General features: G+C 66.3%; 13 protein-coding genes and 1 pseudogene. 11 read left to right on the top strand and 3 right to left on the bottom strand.

Annotated elements, in window-relative coordinates:
- The 7 genes and pseudogenes from HMPREF3113_RS16015 to HMPREF3113_RS16045 form a co-directional block, all read left to right on the top strand.
- A pseudogene (locus HMPREF3113_RS16015) lies at positions 1-781 on the top strand (ATP-dependent helicase); the annotation flags it as partial.
- Between the two features lie 102 nt (positions 782-883).
- Complete coding sequence (locus HMPREF3113_RS16020; RefSeq protein WP_070473906.1) at positions 884-2,455, top strand: arylsulfatase; 1,572 nt, start codon at positions 884-886, stop codon at positions 2,453-2,455.
- A gap of 144 nt (positions 2,456-2,599) precedes the next feature.
- Positions 2,600-3,016: a DUF2231 domain-containing protein gene (locus HMPREF3113_RS16025; RefSeq protein WP_070473908.1), complete on the top strand. Its 417-nt coding sequence runs from the start codon at positions 2,600-2,602 to the stop codon at positions 3,014-3,016.
- A complete protein-coding gene (locus HMPREF3113_RS16030; protein WP_070473910.1) occupies positions 3,013-4,329 on the top strand; it encodes a PQQ-dependent sugar dehydrogenase in 1,317 nt (438 codons plus the stop codon). Before HMPREF3113_RS16025 ends, HMPREF3113_RS16030 begins: the two co-directional genes overlap by 4 nt.
- 120 nt (positions 4,330-4,449) lie before the next feature.
- Entirely contained in the window at positions 4,450-6,990 is a 2,541-nt protein-coding gene (locus HMPREF3113_RS16035) for a heavy metal translocating P-type ATPase (protein WP_070473912.1), read from the top strand.
- Positions 6,987-7,487 (top strand): Cu(I)-responsive transcriptional regulator, encoded by a 501-nt coding sequence (gene cueR / locus HMPREF3113_RS16040; RefSeq protein ID WP_070473914.1) that lies wholly within the window; start codon positions 6,987-6,989, stop codon positions 7,485-7,487. Before HMPREF3113_RS16035 ends, cueR begins: the two co-directional genes overlap by 4 nt.
- Positions 7,488-7,601: 114 nt before the next feature.
- Positions 7,602-7,796 (top strand): heavy-metal-associated domain-containing protein, encoded by a 195-nt coding sequence (locus HMPREF3113_RS16045; RefSeq protein ID WP_070473916.1) that lies wholly within the window; start codon positions 7,602-7,604, stop codon positions 7,794-7,796.
- Between the two features lie 114 nt (positions 7,797-7,910).
- Here HMPREF3113_RS16045 and HMPREF3113_RS16050 read toward each other — a convergent pair whose 3' ends face one another.
- Together HMPREF3113_RS16050 and HMPREF3113_RS16055 are read right to left on the bottom strand one after the other, a co-directional pair.
- Positions 7,911-8,603, bottom strand: coding sequence for a type 1 glutamine amidotransferase domain-containing protein (locus tag HMPREF3113_RS16050; protein ID WP_070473918.1), 693 nt, complete (start codon positions 8,601-8,603; stop codon positions 7,911-7,913).
- A 95-nt stretch (positions 8,604-8,698) separates the two neighbouring features.
- Positions 8,699-9,298, bottom strand: coding sequence for a TetR/AcrR family transcriptional regulator (locus HMPREF3113_RS16055; RefSeq protein ID WP_070473920.1), 600 nt, complete (start codon positions 9,296-9,298; stop codon positions 8,699-8,701).
- Between the two features lie 173 nt (positions 9,299-9,471).
- Here HMPREF3113_RS16055 and HMPREF3113_RS16060 point away from each other — a divergent pair, with 173 nt between their 5' ends.
- Positions 9,472-9,741: a hypothetical protein gene (locus HMPREF3113_RS16060; protein ID WP_083298829.1), complete on the top strand. Its 270-nt coding sequence runs from the start codon at positions 9,472-9,474 to the stop codon at positions 9,739-9,741.
- Positions 9,742-9,760: 19 nt separating this feature from the next.
- On the opposite strand, the gene HMPREF3113_RS16065 is transcribed toward HMPREF3113_RS16060, so the two are convergent.
- The gene (locus HMPREF3113_RS16065) at positions 9,761-11,128 is read right to left on the bottom strand and encodes an aminotransferase-like domain-containing protein (protein WP_070473922.1); all 1,368 of its coding nucleotides are present in this window, start codon (positions 11,126-11,128) and stop codon (positions 9,761-9,763) included.
- Between the two features lie 190 nt (positions 11,129-11,318).
- On the opposite strand from HMPREF3113_RS16065, the gene cyoA reads away from it, so the two are divergent.
- The 3 genes from cyoA to cyoC all read left to right on the top strand — a co-directional run.
- Positions 11,319-12,293, top strand: a complete 975-nt coding sequence (cyoA, locus tag HMPREF3113_RS16070; protein WP_070473924.1) for a ubiquinol oxidase subunit II — start codon at positions 11,319-11,321, stop codon at positions 12,291-12,293.
- A gap of 2 nt (positions 12,294-12,295) precedes the next feature.
- On the top strand, positions 12,296-14,275 hold the full coding sequence (gene cyoB, locus HMPREF3113_RS16075) for a cytochrome o ubiquinol oxidase subunit I (protein ID WP_070473926.1): 1,980 nt from the start codon (positions 12,296-12,298) through the stop codon (positions 14,273-14,275).
- Positions 14,272-14,861: cytochrome o ubiquinol oxidase subunit III (gene cyoC / locus HMPREF3113_RS16080; protein WP_254665312.1), on the top strand; the 590-nt coding region annotated here is incomplete at its 3' end. The genes cyoB and cyoC, both read left to right, overlap by 4 nt.

Raw genomic sequence — 14,861 nt, forward strand, 5'->3', positions numbered from 1 at the left:
GGTCGCGCGCGCCTCGCGGCGCGGTCGACGCGTCCGTGGCGTCCCGATGCACGACATGCCCTTGGCCGACGGAGCGCCGGCCGTGATCGCCAGCTTTGCGGCAGCCGCGCTGGCCGGGCGCTGGTCGCTGTTGCAGCGTGAGGCGATCAGCGACACGGCGCGCGCGGTGGCGCTGGCCGAGGGGCTGCTGGACCGGCACGGCATCGTGACCCGCGGGGCCGCGATGGCCGAAGGGATCGCCGGCGGCTTCCCGGCGCTGCAACAGGTGTATCGCGGCATGGAGGATGCAGGCCGGGTGCTGCGCGGCCGCTTCGTCGAAGGGCTGGGCGGGGCCCAGTTCGCCGATCGCCTGATCGTGGATCGACTGCGTGGCGTCGCCGATGCCCTGCGGCCCGGTGCTGGCGAGGTGGCGATCGGGCTGTCCGCGGTGGACCCGGCCAACCCGTTCGGTACCGTGGTGCCCTGGCCGGTGCACGGCTCGGCGGTCCGGCCGGTGCGCCGCGCCGGTGCCGTGGTGGTGATCGGCGGTGGACGGCTGCTGATGTACCTGGCCCAGGGGGGCCGCCAGCTGCTGACGTTCTTCGATGCGGACGATCCGTCCCTGGCAGGCACGACGGCTGCCGCGGCGCAGGCGCTGGCCAGCGCACTGCGGCGGGGCCGGCGCAGCTCGTTCACCGTGGAGCTGATCGACGCTGCGCCGGCCCGACGCGACGGCCTGATGGACGCGCTGCGGGCCGCCGGTTTCTCCAGTGCGCCAAAAGGCATCAGCTGGGAGGGATGAGCGGGGGAGGCGAAGACTTACTGACGCCGTCTAAGTAGAAACACGCTGGCCGCGACGATGACCGACACGGACTATTGAGCACCACCGTCGTCGGAGATGTGCATGGCCAGCTCATCCGCAAAGAAGAAGCCCGGTTCATCCGCAAAGAAGCCCAACATCCTTGTCATCTGGGGAGACGACATCGGCATCTCCAACCTGAGCTGCTACTCGCGCGGCTTGATGGGATACCAGACGCCGAACATCGACCGCCTGGCCAACGAGGGCATGCTGTTCACCGATTCCTACGGCGAACAGTCCTGTACGGCAGGGCGTTCGTCCTTCATCACCGGCCAGAGCGTCCTGCGGACCGGCCTGTCGAAGGTCGGCATTCCGGGCGCGCCGGTCGGCATGAACGAGAAGATCGTCACCATCGCCGCCCTGCTGAAGAACGAGGGCTATACCACCGGGCAGTTCGGCAAGAACCACCTCGGCGACCTCAACCACATGCTGCCCACCAACCATGGGTTCGATGAGTTCTACGGCAATCTCTACCACCTCAATGCCGAAGAAGAGCCGGAGATGTACGACTACTTCCCGAAGGACGAGTTCGGGGATTTCATCGAGACCATCAAGCCGCGCGGGGTGATCCACAGTTTCGCCACCGACAAAGATGACAGCACCGACCAGAAGCGCTGGGGCAAAGTAGGCAAGCAGAAGATCGAGGATACCGGGCCGCTGGACCGCAAGCGCATGCTGACCTGCGATGACGACTTCGCCGACCGCGCCAAGGGCTTCATCAAGAAGGCGAACGACGACGACACGCCGTTCTTCGTCTGGGTCAACTTCACCCACATGCACCTGATCACGCATACCAAGAAGGAAAGCCTGGGGCAGGCCGGGCGCTGGCAGTCGCCGTATCACGACACGATGATCGACCACGACAAGAACGTGGGCGCGTTGCTCGATTACCTCGACGAACTGGGCATCGCCGAAGACACCCTGGTGGTGTACTCCACCGACAACGGGCCGCACCGCAATTCGTGGCCGGATGGCGGCATGACGCCGTTCCGCAGTGAGAAGGACACCAACTGGGAAGGCGCGTTCCGGATTCCGCTGATGGTGCGTTACCCGGGCAAGATCAAGCCGGGTTCGGTGTCCAACGAGATCGTCCAGCACCATGACTGGCTGCCGACCTTCCTGGAACTGGCGGGCAACAAGGGCGTGGTCAACGACCTCAAGAAAGGGGTCAAGGCGATCGGGCGCACCTACAAGAACCACATCGACGGGGTCAGCCTGCTGCCGTATCTCACCGGCAAGGAGGAAAAGTCGCCGCGCAAGCTGTTCGTCTACATCTCCGATGATGGCGACATGCTCGGCATCCGCTACGACAACTGGAAGGTGACGTTCATCGAGCAGCGCTGCAAGGGCACCATGCAGCTGTGGGGCGAACCGTTCACGGTCATGCGCATTCCCAAGATCTACAACCTGCGCACCGATCCGTACGAATTCGCGGATGTGACCTCCAATACCTATTGGGACTGGTACATCAACCACGTCTACATCGTGTACGGGGCGATCGCGCTGCTCACCAAATTCAACGAGACCTTCGTTGAGTTCCCCAAGATCCAGAAGCCGAACACGTTCACGGCCGACCAGGCGGTGGAGAAGCTGCAGGAAGCGGTGACGGGCAAATAGCGGCGAGGTCCATCGCAGCGCTGGCATGGCGACGAACCGGGGGGCAGACTGTCCCCCGGTTTCGTGTGGGCGGCATCTCAGCACCCCCATCACACCAGGGGTGGCAGGATCGGGAGAGATTCGCCCCCTCACCAGGAGACCACCATGGCTTCGACCGTTGTCCTGACCCGATCATGGGTCATCCATCCGTTCCACGCCGCTGTACTGGGCGGGGTGCTGCCGCTGTTCCTCGGCGCACTGCTGGCGGACTACGCCTACTGGAGTTCGTACGAGATCCAGTGGGCCAACTTCGCCTCCTGGCTGCTGATCGGTGCGATGGTGATGACCACGCTGGCCCTGCTGTGCGGGATCGTCGGCCTGGTCCGTCGCAGCCGCAACCTGGCCTACGTCGTGATTCTGGCGGTGACCTGGGGCGTGGGCTTCATCAACTGTCTCCACCATGCGCGTGATGCATGGGCGGTGATGCCGGCGGGCCTGGTGCTCTCGGTGATCCTGACGGTGCTGGCGCTGCTCGCCACCTGGGTGGGGCTGTCCAGCCTGCGCGTGGGAGGTGTGCGATGAGCCGCCAGATGACGATCCGGATGCTCTCGGTTTCCGCGCTTGCGGTCGCGCTGGCGGCCTGCAGCGGCAAGGCCCCCGAGCTGGAACAGTACGGCGGCAACCCGGAGATGCCCAAGCCGCATCGCGGGCTGATGCCGGACATGACCATCGCCAAGCCGGCGCAGTGGGGCGACACCCTGCCGACGGTGCCCAAGGGCTACCGCATCTCGGCGATCGCCACCGATCTGAACATTCCGCGGCAGACCCTGGTGCTGCCCAACGGTGACATTCTGGTCGCGGAAGGTCGCGGCGGCAGTGCGCCTGCCCTCAAGCCGAAGGATGTGATCGCCGGCAAGATCAAGGCCAAGGGCAACACGGCGGTCAAGAGCGGCAACCGCCTGACCCTGCTGCGCGACGCCGATGGCGACGGCACCTACGAACTGAAGACGGTCTTCGCCGACAAGCTCAATGCGCCGTACGGCCTGGCGATGATCGGCAACGCGATCTACGTGGCCAACCAGGATGCGGTGGTGCGCTTTGACTACCAGGAAGGCCAGACCAAGGCGAGCGGCGCACCGGCGAAACTGACCGATCTGCCCGCGGCGATCAACCATCACTGGACCAAGGCGATGACCGCCAGTGCCGATGGCCGCTATCTCTATGTAGGCATCGGCTCCAACAGCAACATCACCGAGCGCGGCATGGCGGTGGAGATCGATCGTGCGCGGATCTGGCAGATCGATGTGGCCACCGGCGCACACAAGGATTACGCCACCGGTATCCGCAATCCCACCGCGCTGGCGATCCAGCCGGGCACCGGCACGCTGTGGGCCGTGGTCAATGAACGCGATGAGATCGGCCCGAACCTCGTGCCCGATTACCTCACCTCGGTGAAGGAGGGCGGCTTCTATGGCTGGCCGTACAGCTACTGGGGCAAGAATGTGGATCGCCGGGTGATGCCGCAGAATCCGGAGAAGGTCGCCTCGGCCATCGCGCCGGATTACGCGCTGGGCTCGCATGTGGCCGCACTCGGCGTGGCCTTCTCGTCGCCGGTGATGGGCACCCAGTTTGCCGATGGCGTCTTCGTGGGCGAGCACGGCAGCTGGAACCGCAATCCACCGGTCGGCTACAAGGTGGTGTTCGTGCCCTTCAGCAATGGCCGTCCGGCCGGCGAGCCGATCGATTTCGTGAGCGGCTTCTTCGGCGAAGACGGCAAGACCCGCGGCCGCCCGGTGGGTGTCACGGTCGACCCGCGTGGGGCACTGATCGTTGCCGATGACCTCTCCAACACGATCTGGCGGGTCACCTACGACGGCACGCCCGCCCAGCCGTAAAGCGCCTTGACGGGGACGGAGGGGATGAATAATTACCTCCGTCCCCATCAAGCGGGGGCTTGACCTTCCCACGATGGGAATCTTTAGGGTGGCGGGTAACCTCACCCCAAGGACTGCCCCATGTCTTCTGTTGCTTCCCGGTCCGGCGCGCCGCTCAGCCGCCTGAGCCTGCCCATCGAGGGCATGACCTGCGCCTCCTGTGTGGGCCGGGTGGAGCGCGCGCTGACGGCCGTCCCCGGCGTGCAGACGGCATCGGTCAACCTGGCCACGGAGCGGGCCGATCTCAGCTTCATCGGGGCGCCCGATCCCCAGGCGGCGGTGCGTGCCATCGAACGCGCGGGCTACACCGTGCGCGAAGCCACCACCGAGCTGAGCATCGAGGGAATGACCTGCGCGTCCTGCGTTGGTCGCGTGGAGCGCGGCCTTGCGCAGCTGCCGGGCGTGATCGCGGCCAGCGTCAACCTGGCGACCGAACGGGCGCAGGTGCGCCATCTGGCCGGTACGGTCTCCGTCGCTGATCTGGTCGCTGCCGTGGAAAACGCCGGCTACACCGCGCGCGCTGCAGGCGTGAGCACGGCTGCGGCCGGTGACCAGGAGGAGGAACGCCGCGAGGCTGAAGCCCGCGCGCTGCGCCGTTCCCTGTTGCTGGCGGTGGTGCTGACGCTGCCGGTCTTCATTCTGGAAATGGGCTCGCACCTTGTCCCAGCCATGCACCACTGGGTGATGCATGCCGTCGGCCTGCAGACCAGCTGGTACCTGCAGTTCGCGCTGGCCACGCTGGTGCTGTTCGGGCCGGGCCTGCGCTTCTTCCGCAAAGGCGTGCCGGCACTGCTGCGCGGCGCCCCGGACATGAACTCGCTGGTTTCGCTCGGCACCGCGGCGGCCTATGGCTACTCGGTGGTTGCCACCTTCGCCCCGGGCGTGCTGCCGCCGGGCACCGCCAACGTCTACTTCGAAGCGGCCGTGGTGATCGTCACCCTGATCCTGCTGGGGCGCACGCTGGAGGCGCGGGCCAAGGGCCGCACGTCGCAGGCGATCAAGCGCCTGGTCGGGCTGCAGGCGCGGACTGCACGCGTGCAGCGTGGCGATGAGACGGTCGAGGTGCCGCTCGAGGAGGTCACGCTCGGCGATGTCGTGCTGGTCCGCCCGGGCGAGAAAGTGCCCGTGGACGGCGCGGTGGTGGAGGGGGCGTCCTATGTGGATGAGAGCATGATCACCGGCGAGCCGGTACCGGTGGCCAAAGCCGTGGGCGCCGAGGTGGTCGGCGGCACCCTCAACACCACCGGTGCCTTCAGTTTCCGTGTCACCAAGGTGGGCGGGGACACCGTGCTGGCCCAGATCATCCGTCTGGTCGAGCAGGCACAGGGCTCCAAGCTGCCGATCCAGGCGCTGGTCGACAGGGTCACCATGTGGTTCGTGCCGGCGGTGATGGCTGCTGCCGCGCTGACCTTCCTGGTGTGGCTGGTGCTCGGCCCGGCACCGGCGCTGACCTTTGCGCTGGTCAATGCGGTGGCGGTGCTGATCATTGCCTGTCCCTGCGCGATGGGCCTGGCCACGCCGACCTCGATCATGGTCGGGACCGGCCGCGCGGCGGAGCTGGGCGTGCTGTTCCGCAAGGGCGAGGCGCTGCAGGCACTGCGCGATGTGAGTGTGATCGCGCTGGACAAGACCGGTACGTTGACCAAGGGCCGCCCCGAACTGACCGACCTGGAGCCGGCCGATGGTTTCCAGGCGGATGAGGTGCTGGCCCTGGTTGCCGCGGTGGAAACCCGCTCCGAGCATCCCATCGCCGAGGCGATCGTTGCGGCCGCCAGAGCGCGCGGTCTCGCACTGGCCACCATCGAACGCTTCGAGGCGGTGCCGGGCTTCGGCGTTTCCGCGCGTGTCGCCGGCCGCACCGTGGCCGTCGGCGCGGACCGCTACATGACCCGGCTCGGCCTGGAGGTGGCGGCGTTCCGGCCCACCGCCCAGCGGTTGGGTGAGCAGGGCAGGAGCCCGCTGTACGCCGCAATCGATGGCCGCCTGGCGGCCGTGATCGCGGTGGCCGATCCGATCAAGGAAAGCACGCCGGCGGCGATCCAGGCGCTGCACGCCCTGGGCCTGAAGGTCGCGATGATCACCGGCGACAACGCGGCCACCGCCGCGGCGATCGCACGCCAGCTTGGCATCGATGAGGTGGCGGCCGAAGTGCTGCCCGATGGCAAGGTCGCCGCGCTCAAGCGTTTCCGTGCTGGTGGCGCCAAGGTGGCCTTCGTCGGGGACGGGATCAATGACGCACCGGCGCTGGCCGAGGCCGATGTCGGCTTGGCGATCGGCACCGGCACCGATGTGGCGATCGAGGCGGCCGACGTGGTGCTGATGTCCGGCGACCTGCGCGGCGTGCCCAACGCGATCGCCCTGAGCCAGGCAACGATCCGCAACATCAAGCAGAACCTGTTCTGGGCGTTCGCCTACAACGCGGTGCTGATCCCGGTGGCCGCTGGCCTGCTGTACCCGTTCAACGGCACGCTGCTCTCGCCGATCTTCGCCGCGGCGGCGATGGCATTGTCCAGTGTGTTCGTGCTCGGCAATGCGCTGCGGCTCAAGCGCTTCCATGCACCGATGCAGGCCGATACGCTGGACACCGGCATGGCGGAAAGTGAGAGGGAGACCGGACGATGAATATCGGGGAAGCCGCGACGTTTTCGGGCGTGTCGGCAAAGATGATCCGCTATTACGAGCAGATCGGCCTGATCCCGCCGGCGGCGCGCTCGGAGGCGGGCTACCGACATTACAGCCCGCAGGACGCGCACAGCCTGCGCTTCATCCGCCGTGCGCGTGACCTGGGGTTTTCGGTCGAGCAGATCGGCGAGCTGCTGGTGCTGTGGCGCGATCGCGAACGCGCCAGCGCCGACGTCAAGGCGGTGGCGCTGTCCCATGTGGCCGGGTTGAAGGCGAAGATTGCCGAGCTGCAGGCGATGGTGCAGACATTGGAGCATCTGGCCGAACACTGCCACGGCAATGACCGCCCGGATTGCCCGATCATCGCCGACCTGGCCCAGCCCGTTTCCGCGCCGTCGGAGACTGCATCCGCCGGGAAGTCCCGCAAAACGCCGCTGTTCGGTGCGGATACGCCGGTGTCCTCGCGCGGGCGCGCGGCCCGCAAGCCACGTTCCTGATCGACCCGGCCGCGTCCATGCCCTGCAAAAAGGACACGGACGCGCTAAGGCCTTGACCTTGCCACGTTGTCAGCCCCGACAGTGGGCTCATACCCACCATGGCGAGGTCGCCCGATGCATCGTTTCACCCTTCCCACCATGACCTGCGGCGGCTGCGCCCGCTCCGTCACCAAGGCACTGCAGGGCGTCGATCCGCACGCACGCATCGAGACCGATCCGCCCGCGCGCGAAGTACGTGTGGAGAGCGACCGCGAGCGGGCCGCCTTCCTGGCCGCGCTGGCCGATGCTGGATTCCCTGCCACGCCATGAGCGGGCGGTCCCACGCCATCCCGGAGGACAACGCATGTGCATGAAACATCTTCTGCCGCTGCTGCCGTCCCTGGCGGCGTGGGGCACCGTGACATCCGATGCCGTCGCGGCGGCTCAGGCCTTGGTGGCGGACGCGAGTCGCTCCACCAGCACCTCAGCCGCTTCGGCCGACGAGGCCGGATTCTGGCCGGTGATCAGCAAGCCATCGCTGACCACATACGAGCCCCAGTCCGGCCCCTTGGAGTAGGAACCGCCCGCGGCCTTGAGCATGTCCTCGACCAGGAACGGCACCACCTCGGTCAGGCCGACGCCCTCTTCTTCGGTGTTGGTGAAGCCCGTGACCTGCTTGCCCTGCACCAGTGGGGCACCCTCGGCCGTCTGGACGTGACGCAGCACGCCCGGCGCATGGCAGACCAGCGCGACCGGCTTGCCGGCGGCGATGAAGGCTTCGATCAGCGCGATGGAGTGGGTGTCTTCGGCGAGGTCCCACAGTGGGCCGTGGCCGCCGGGATAGAACACGGTATCGAACGCGTCCTGCGAAATGCTGTCCAGGCGCACGGTGTTGGCCAGCTGCGCGTTGGCATCCACGTCTGCCTCGAAGCGGCGGGTGGCGTCGGTCTTGAAGTCCGGCTCGTTGCTTTTGGGATCCAGCGGCGGCCGCCCACCCTTGGGCGAGGCCAGCACGATCTCGGCGCCCGCATCCTTGAAGGTGTAGTAGGGCGCAGCCAGCTCTTCCAGCCAGAAGCCGGTCTTCTTGCCGGTGGTGCCGAGTTCGTCGTGCGAGGTCAGAACGATGAGGACTTTCATGGATGATGCTCCTGTGGGTGCTTGATTAGACTGGTCGTCTAGTGATGAGGCCGAGAAAAACACGCCGATGCCGGCGTGCGTGAGACACGCTTTTGTCAGGGGGCGGTATGCAGAAGGCGGGCGGTCAACGCCACGGCGTCGTCGAACGGCCCGGTGGTGCGGCCGATCTTGACCATGATGCTGGTCCCCAGCCACAGCTGATACACGCTTCGGGCGACCGCCTCGGGTGGCTCCCGGGTCGCCACCGATCCGTCGGCCAGGCCCGCCGCAATGGCACGCGCCAGCCGATCGGTGATCCCCGTGGTGCCACGCTGGAGTGCGGCCCGCATGGGTTCGGAAAGGTCCGCCACTTCGGCACCAAGCTTTACGGCCAGGCACTTGCCCTGGCAGTCCTCGAAGGACTGGCTGTCCTGCCAGGCGCGGAAGTACGCGGCCAGTTGCTCGGCCTTGGTCTGGCCCGGCTGGCGGAAGATGCGGTCCATATCGGCGAGATAGGCGCTGAAGTAGTCCTCCAGCAATGCCTCGCCGAAGGCTTCCTTCGAGGCGAAGTAGTGGTAGAACGAGCCTTTGGGGACGCCCGCCGCCGCGAGCACTTCATTGAGGCCGACGGCGGAGAAGCCCTTGGCGCCCATGATCCGCTGGCCGCTGGCAAGGATCGTGTCGCGGACGGTGGAGGGGGTGGTGGGCGAGTTCATGGACGCCACTGTACGCCTGATTAGACCGGTCGTCTAGTTCCTGCTTGCGTGGTCCGCGGGAAGCCGGTCAGCGGCCGGCACTACCCCGTCCCCGGGCGGCGATTGCCGACGGGAAGGGGGCGGATCAAGGTATATTCCCCGGCCCCATTTCCATTGCCAGATATCGCCCCGCCATGAGCACGCCCCGCAAGCACTACAAACACCCCGCAGAATCCGAGATCGGCAACGGCACGATCTACCTCGAGGCGCAGGGCGATGTGATCGTGCGGCAGGTGGAAAGCTACCGCAGCGTGCTGGTCTGGGCGGACAAATCCGGGCAGGCCGATGAGCGCTTCCCGCTGTCCGATCAGCCGCTGTCCTGGCTGGATCTGGATTCGGATGACGCCATCACCGCCAGTCAGTTTGAAGCCGTCTGGAAGCAGGCCAAAGCCGTTTCCGGCTGAGCGTGCCGAAAGGCGGGCGTCACACCGTCCAGCCGGGGCTTTCCGCCGCCGCCACATGCATCAGCTGATCCAGCTGGCGCAGCGCCCGGTGCAGTTCCTGCCGGTTGGCGGCCGCGCCCAATGAAATCCGCACCGCATCGTTGATCGCCACCCCGTCGGGCGTGAACGCCGATGACGGTGCGATGCCCAGCCCCTGCAGGCGCGCGGCGTGGGTGAGGCTGGCATCGGTCCAGTGCGCGGGAAGACGGCACCAGGCGTGCACGCCCGCGCAATGCTGCAGGAACCGCGGCGACAACGCCGACCGCGCCAGATAGCGTCGTTCGGCCGCTTCGTCCTGCACCAGTTTCAGCATGGCCTGCGCGGAGCCATCCAGGATCAGCTGCGTCACCAGGGCGTTCATCAGCGGTGGCGCCATCAGGTTGACCGCGCGCAGGGCGTCGAGCACCGGTTGCCGGTCCATGCCGTCGGGCAGGCGCACGAAACCGGTGTGCAATCCCGGACTGAGGCACTTGGAGAGCGTGGAGATGTAGCAGGCCTGCTGCGGTGCCAGCAGCGCGAGCGGGGCAGGGGCGTCCTCCAGCAGCAGCCAGTAGGGGTCGTCTTCGATCAGCAGCAGGTGCTGGGCGCGGATCACCTCGGCCAGTGCCTCGCGGCGTGCCTGCGGCATCGTGTGGGCGGTGGGGTTCTGTGCGGTCGGGTTGAGATAGACCACGCGCGCGTCGCGTTCTTTCGCGATACGGGCCAGCGCGTCTGGACGCATGCCGTGCGCGTCGCACTCGACCACGTGCAGCCGCCGATCCAGCACCCGCGCGGCGTGCAGCAGTCCCGGGTAGACCAGGGGCTCGCACAGGATCGTGTCGCCGGCGTCGGTCAACGCCAGCAGCAGGGCAGACAGCGCCGCCTGCGCGCCTTCCGTGACGACCAGCGTATCGGCATCGACCTTGCCGAGGATCGGCTTGAGCCATTGTTGCGCGGCCTGATGATCGGCGCGGCTGCCGCCACCGACGTGGTACGTCATCAGGTTGCCGACATCGCTGCGGGTCAGCACCGATGACAGGCCGCGCCGCAGCACCTCGGCCACCTGCTGCCCGCCAGGGCTGGGCGGCAGGTTCATGCTCAGGTCGATCAGCTGGGTCAGTTCCACCTGTGGCGGCGCCACGAACGAGCCCAGCGGGCCGCGTGCATCGATCAGCCCGCGCTTGCGCCCCTCGGTGAAGGCACGGGTGATGGTGGTCAGGTCCACGCCGAGTTCATTGGCCAGGGCGCGTTGCGCCGGCAGGCGCTCGCCGGGACACAGTGCGCCGGACCAGACCGCACGTTCCAGGGCCTGCACGATGCGCAGGTACACCGGCCCGTGGCCGTCGGCGATGAGGGGGCTCCACTCCATGCGCGCATGGTACGCGCGCGGCCGGGCAGGGCTGCGACAGTGTGTCGCATCATGTATGGATCATGTCGTTGCCTAACGTACGCGGCTGCGGCGGGCACCCCCCATGCATATCGGTCATGCAGGGGGGTGTTCGCCACTTCTCATGATCCGGGCCGCCCGGCCCGGCACTGCGTTGGAAGGGCCGTCACGCATGAACCCCGCTACACACCCCGCTCGCCGCGCCACGCTGGCCGGTCGAGCCCGCGCCGGACGCTGGTTCGGCCTGGCAGCGCTGCTGCCGCTGCTCACAGGCTGCAAGAACCTGGAGCTGTTCAATCCCATGGGCAGCATCGCCGAGCAGGAAATGCAGCTGATCCTGGTCTGCACCGGCCTGATGCTGCTGGTGGTGATCCCGGTGATCATTCTGACGCTGTACTTCGCCTGGCACTACCGCGAGTCGAACAAGAAGGCGACCTACGCCCCCACGTGGTCCCACTCCACCGCGATCGAAGTGGTGGTGTGGACGATTCCGTGCCTGATCGTGGTGGTGCTCGGCGTGTTGATCTGGAAGAGCACCCACGCGCTGGATCCCTACCGCCCGATCGCGTCGGACACGCCCGCACTGCGCGTGGAAGTGGTCTCGCTCAATTGGAAGTGGTTGTTCATCTATCCGGACCACAACGTGGCCACGGTCAATGAACTGGTGATGCCGGTCGATACGCCGGTCGCCTTCAAGCTGACCTCCGAGTCGATGATGAATGCCTTCTTCGTGCCGCAACTGGGCAGCATGGTCTACACCATGCCCGCGATGCAGACCCGCCTGCACCTGATCGGGCACACGCCGGGCACCTATGCCGGGATGTCATCGGCCTACAGCGGCTCGGGCTTCTCGGACATGACGTTCGATGCGCGGGTGATGACCGAAGCGGACTTCGACCAGTGGCTGGCGCAGTCGCGTGGCACCGCCCAGCACCTGGACCAGGCCCGCCTGGCCGAACTGGAGAAGCCGACCCACGGTGCGCCGATGCAGCGCTTCGCCAGCGTGGATACCGGACTGTTCGACAGCATCCTGCGCCGTTACGGCGGCATGCCCGATGACGAGATCTGCCTGCCCGGCGAAGAACCCGGCGCGAAATCCCAACTCGTAAGCCTGGCCGCGTCTGCCAGGCGTACCGCGGAGAACTGATTGTGCTTGGAAAGCTGAACCTCGAAGCGATTCCCTACCACGACCCGATCATCATGTCGGCGCTGGTGGGCTCGCTGCTGCTGGGCGTGGCGATCGTCGCGGCCATCACGTATTACAAAAAGTGGGGCTATATCTGGACCGAGTGGATCACCTCGGTGGACCACAAGAAGATTGGCGTGATGTACATCATCCTGGCCCTGGTCATGCTGGTGCGCGGCTTCGCCGATGCGCTGATGATGCGTGCCCAGCAGGCCATCGCCGCCAATGACAGTGCCGGCTACCTGCCGCCGGAGCACTACGACCAGATCTTCACCGCGCATGGCGTGATCATGATCTTCTTCGTGGCCACCCCGCTGATCGTGGGTCTGATGAACATCGTGGTGCCGCTGCAGATCGGCGCGCGCGACGTGGCCTTCCCGTTCGTCAACTCGCTCAGCTTCTGGCTGTCGGCCGTGGGTGCGGTGCTGGTGATGCTGTCGATGTTCGTCGGCGATTTCGCCGCGACCGGCTGGGTGGCGTATCCGCCGCTGTCCGGCATCGAGTACAGCCCCACGGTGGGCGTTGACTACTACATCTGGTCATTGCAGGTCTCGGGCATCGGCACCACGCTGACCGGCCTGAACTTCATCGTCACCATCCTCAAGATGCGTGCGCCGGGCATGGACCTGATGAAGATGCCGGTGTTCACCTGGACCGCGTTGATCACCAACATCCTGATCGTGGCGATCTTCCCGGTGCTGACCGCGACCCTGGCGCTGCTGACCATGGATCGCTATTTCGGGATGCATTTCTTCACCAATGACGCCGGCGGCAACGCCATGATGTACGTCAACCTGATCTGGATCTGGGGCCACCCGGAAGTCTACGTGCTGATCCTGCCGTGCTTCGGCGCGTTCTCGGAGATCATCGCCACGTTTTCGGGCAAGCCGCTGTTCGGCTACCGCTCGATGGTCTACGCCACCTCGTCGATCGGCATCCTGTCGTTCTTCGTGTGGCTGCACCACTTCTTCACCATGGGCTCGGGCGCCAACGTGAATGCCTTCTTCGGCATCATGACCTCCATCATCTCGATCCCCACCGGGGTGAAGCTGTTCAACTGGCTGTTCACCATGTACCGCGGGCGGATCCGCTACCACTCCTCGACGTTGTGGACGATCGGCTTCATGGTCACCTTCGCCCTGGGCGGCATGACCGGCGTGATGCTGGCGATCCCGGGCGCGGACTTCGTGCTGCACAACAGCCTGTTCCTGATCGCGCACTTCCATAACGTGATCATCGGTGGCGTGGTGTTCGGCTGCCTGGCCGGCATCAGTTTCTGGTTCCCCAAGGCCTTTGGCTTCACCCTCAACGAGCGCTGGGGCAAGATTTCGTTCTGGTGCTGGCTGGTCGGCTTCTACCTGGCCTTCATGCCGCTGTACGTGCGGGGCTTCAAGGGCATGACCCGCCGCATGAACCACTATGGCGTGGAGGGCTACCAGCCGTGGCTGATCGTGGCCGCCATTGGTGCGCTGGTGATCGCCGCCGGTATCGCCGCGATGTTCATCCAGTTCTATGTCAGCGTGCGTGACCGCAAGGCCAACATGGACCTCACCGGCGACCCGTGGAATGCGCGCAGCCTGGAGTGGGCGACGTCTTCGCCACCGCCGTTCTACAACTTCGCCAAGCTCCCCGCGATCACCTCGCTGGAGCAGCATTGGGACGACAAGCAGCACGGCCGTGCCTGGCAGCGCCAGGACACCTACGAGGACATTCACATGCCGCGCAATACCGCGTCGGGTGTGGTGATCTCGGTGTTCAGCCTGGTGTTGTGCTTCGCCCTGGTCTGGCACATGTGGGTGCTGGCCGGCATCGGCCTGATCGGGGTGATCGCGACTTTCGTGCTGCGTTCGTATGACCGTGACGTGGATTACTACGTGCCCGCCGCCGAGGTGAAGCGCATCGAAGACGCGCACTTCGCGCAGATGGAAGGAGCCAAGGCATGAGCGGGGATACCCTGACCGCTGCCACGCAGCACGGGCAGCTCGCGGCCGGTCACCACGACCACGCCCATGAGCACCACGACGACGGCAACAAGACCGTCGTCGGGTTCTGGATGTACCTGATGGGCGACTGCCTGATCTTCGCGGTGCTGTTCGCCACCTTTGGCGTGCTGCTCAACGGGACGGCCGATGGCCCCAGTGGCAAGGAACTGTTCAAGTTGGGCTTCGTGCTCTCCGAAACGGTGGTGCTGCTGCTCAGCAGCTTCACCTTCGGCCTGGCGATGCTCGGCATGCAGGCCGGCAAGCGCAACCAGGTGGTGGGCTGGCTGGCCGTGACCGGCGTGCTCGGTGCGGTCTTCATCGGCATGGAGCTGTATGAGTTCGCCGAGCTGATCCATGAAGGCGCCACCCCGGACGTGAGTGCATATCTGTCGGCGTACTTCACGTTGGTGGCCACCCACGGCCTGCACGTCACCTTCGGCCTGCTGTGGCTGGCGATCATGATCCACCAGGTGCTGAAGTTCGGCCTGGACGGCATCGTGCGTCGCCGCCTGGCCTGCCTGAGCCTGTTCTGGCACTTCCTGGATCT

This window comes from Stenotrophomonas sp. HMSC10F06, assembly GCF_001807865.1.
GTDB lineage: Bacteria > Pseudomonadota > Gammaproteobacteria > Xanthomonadales > Xanthomonadaceae > Stenotrophomonas > Stenotrophomonas bentonitica_A.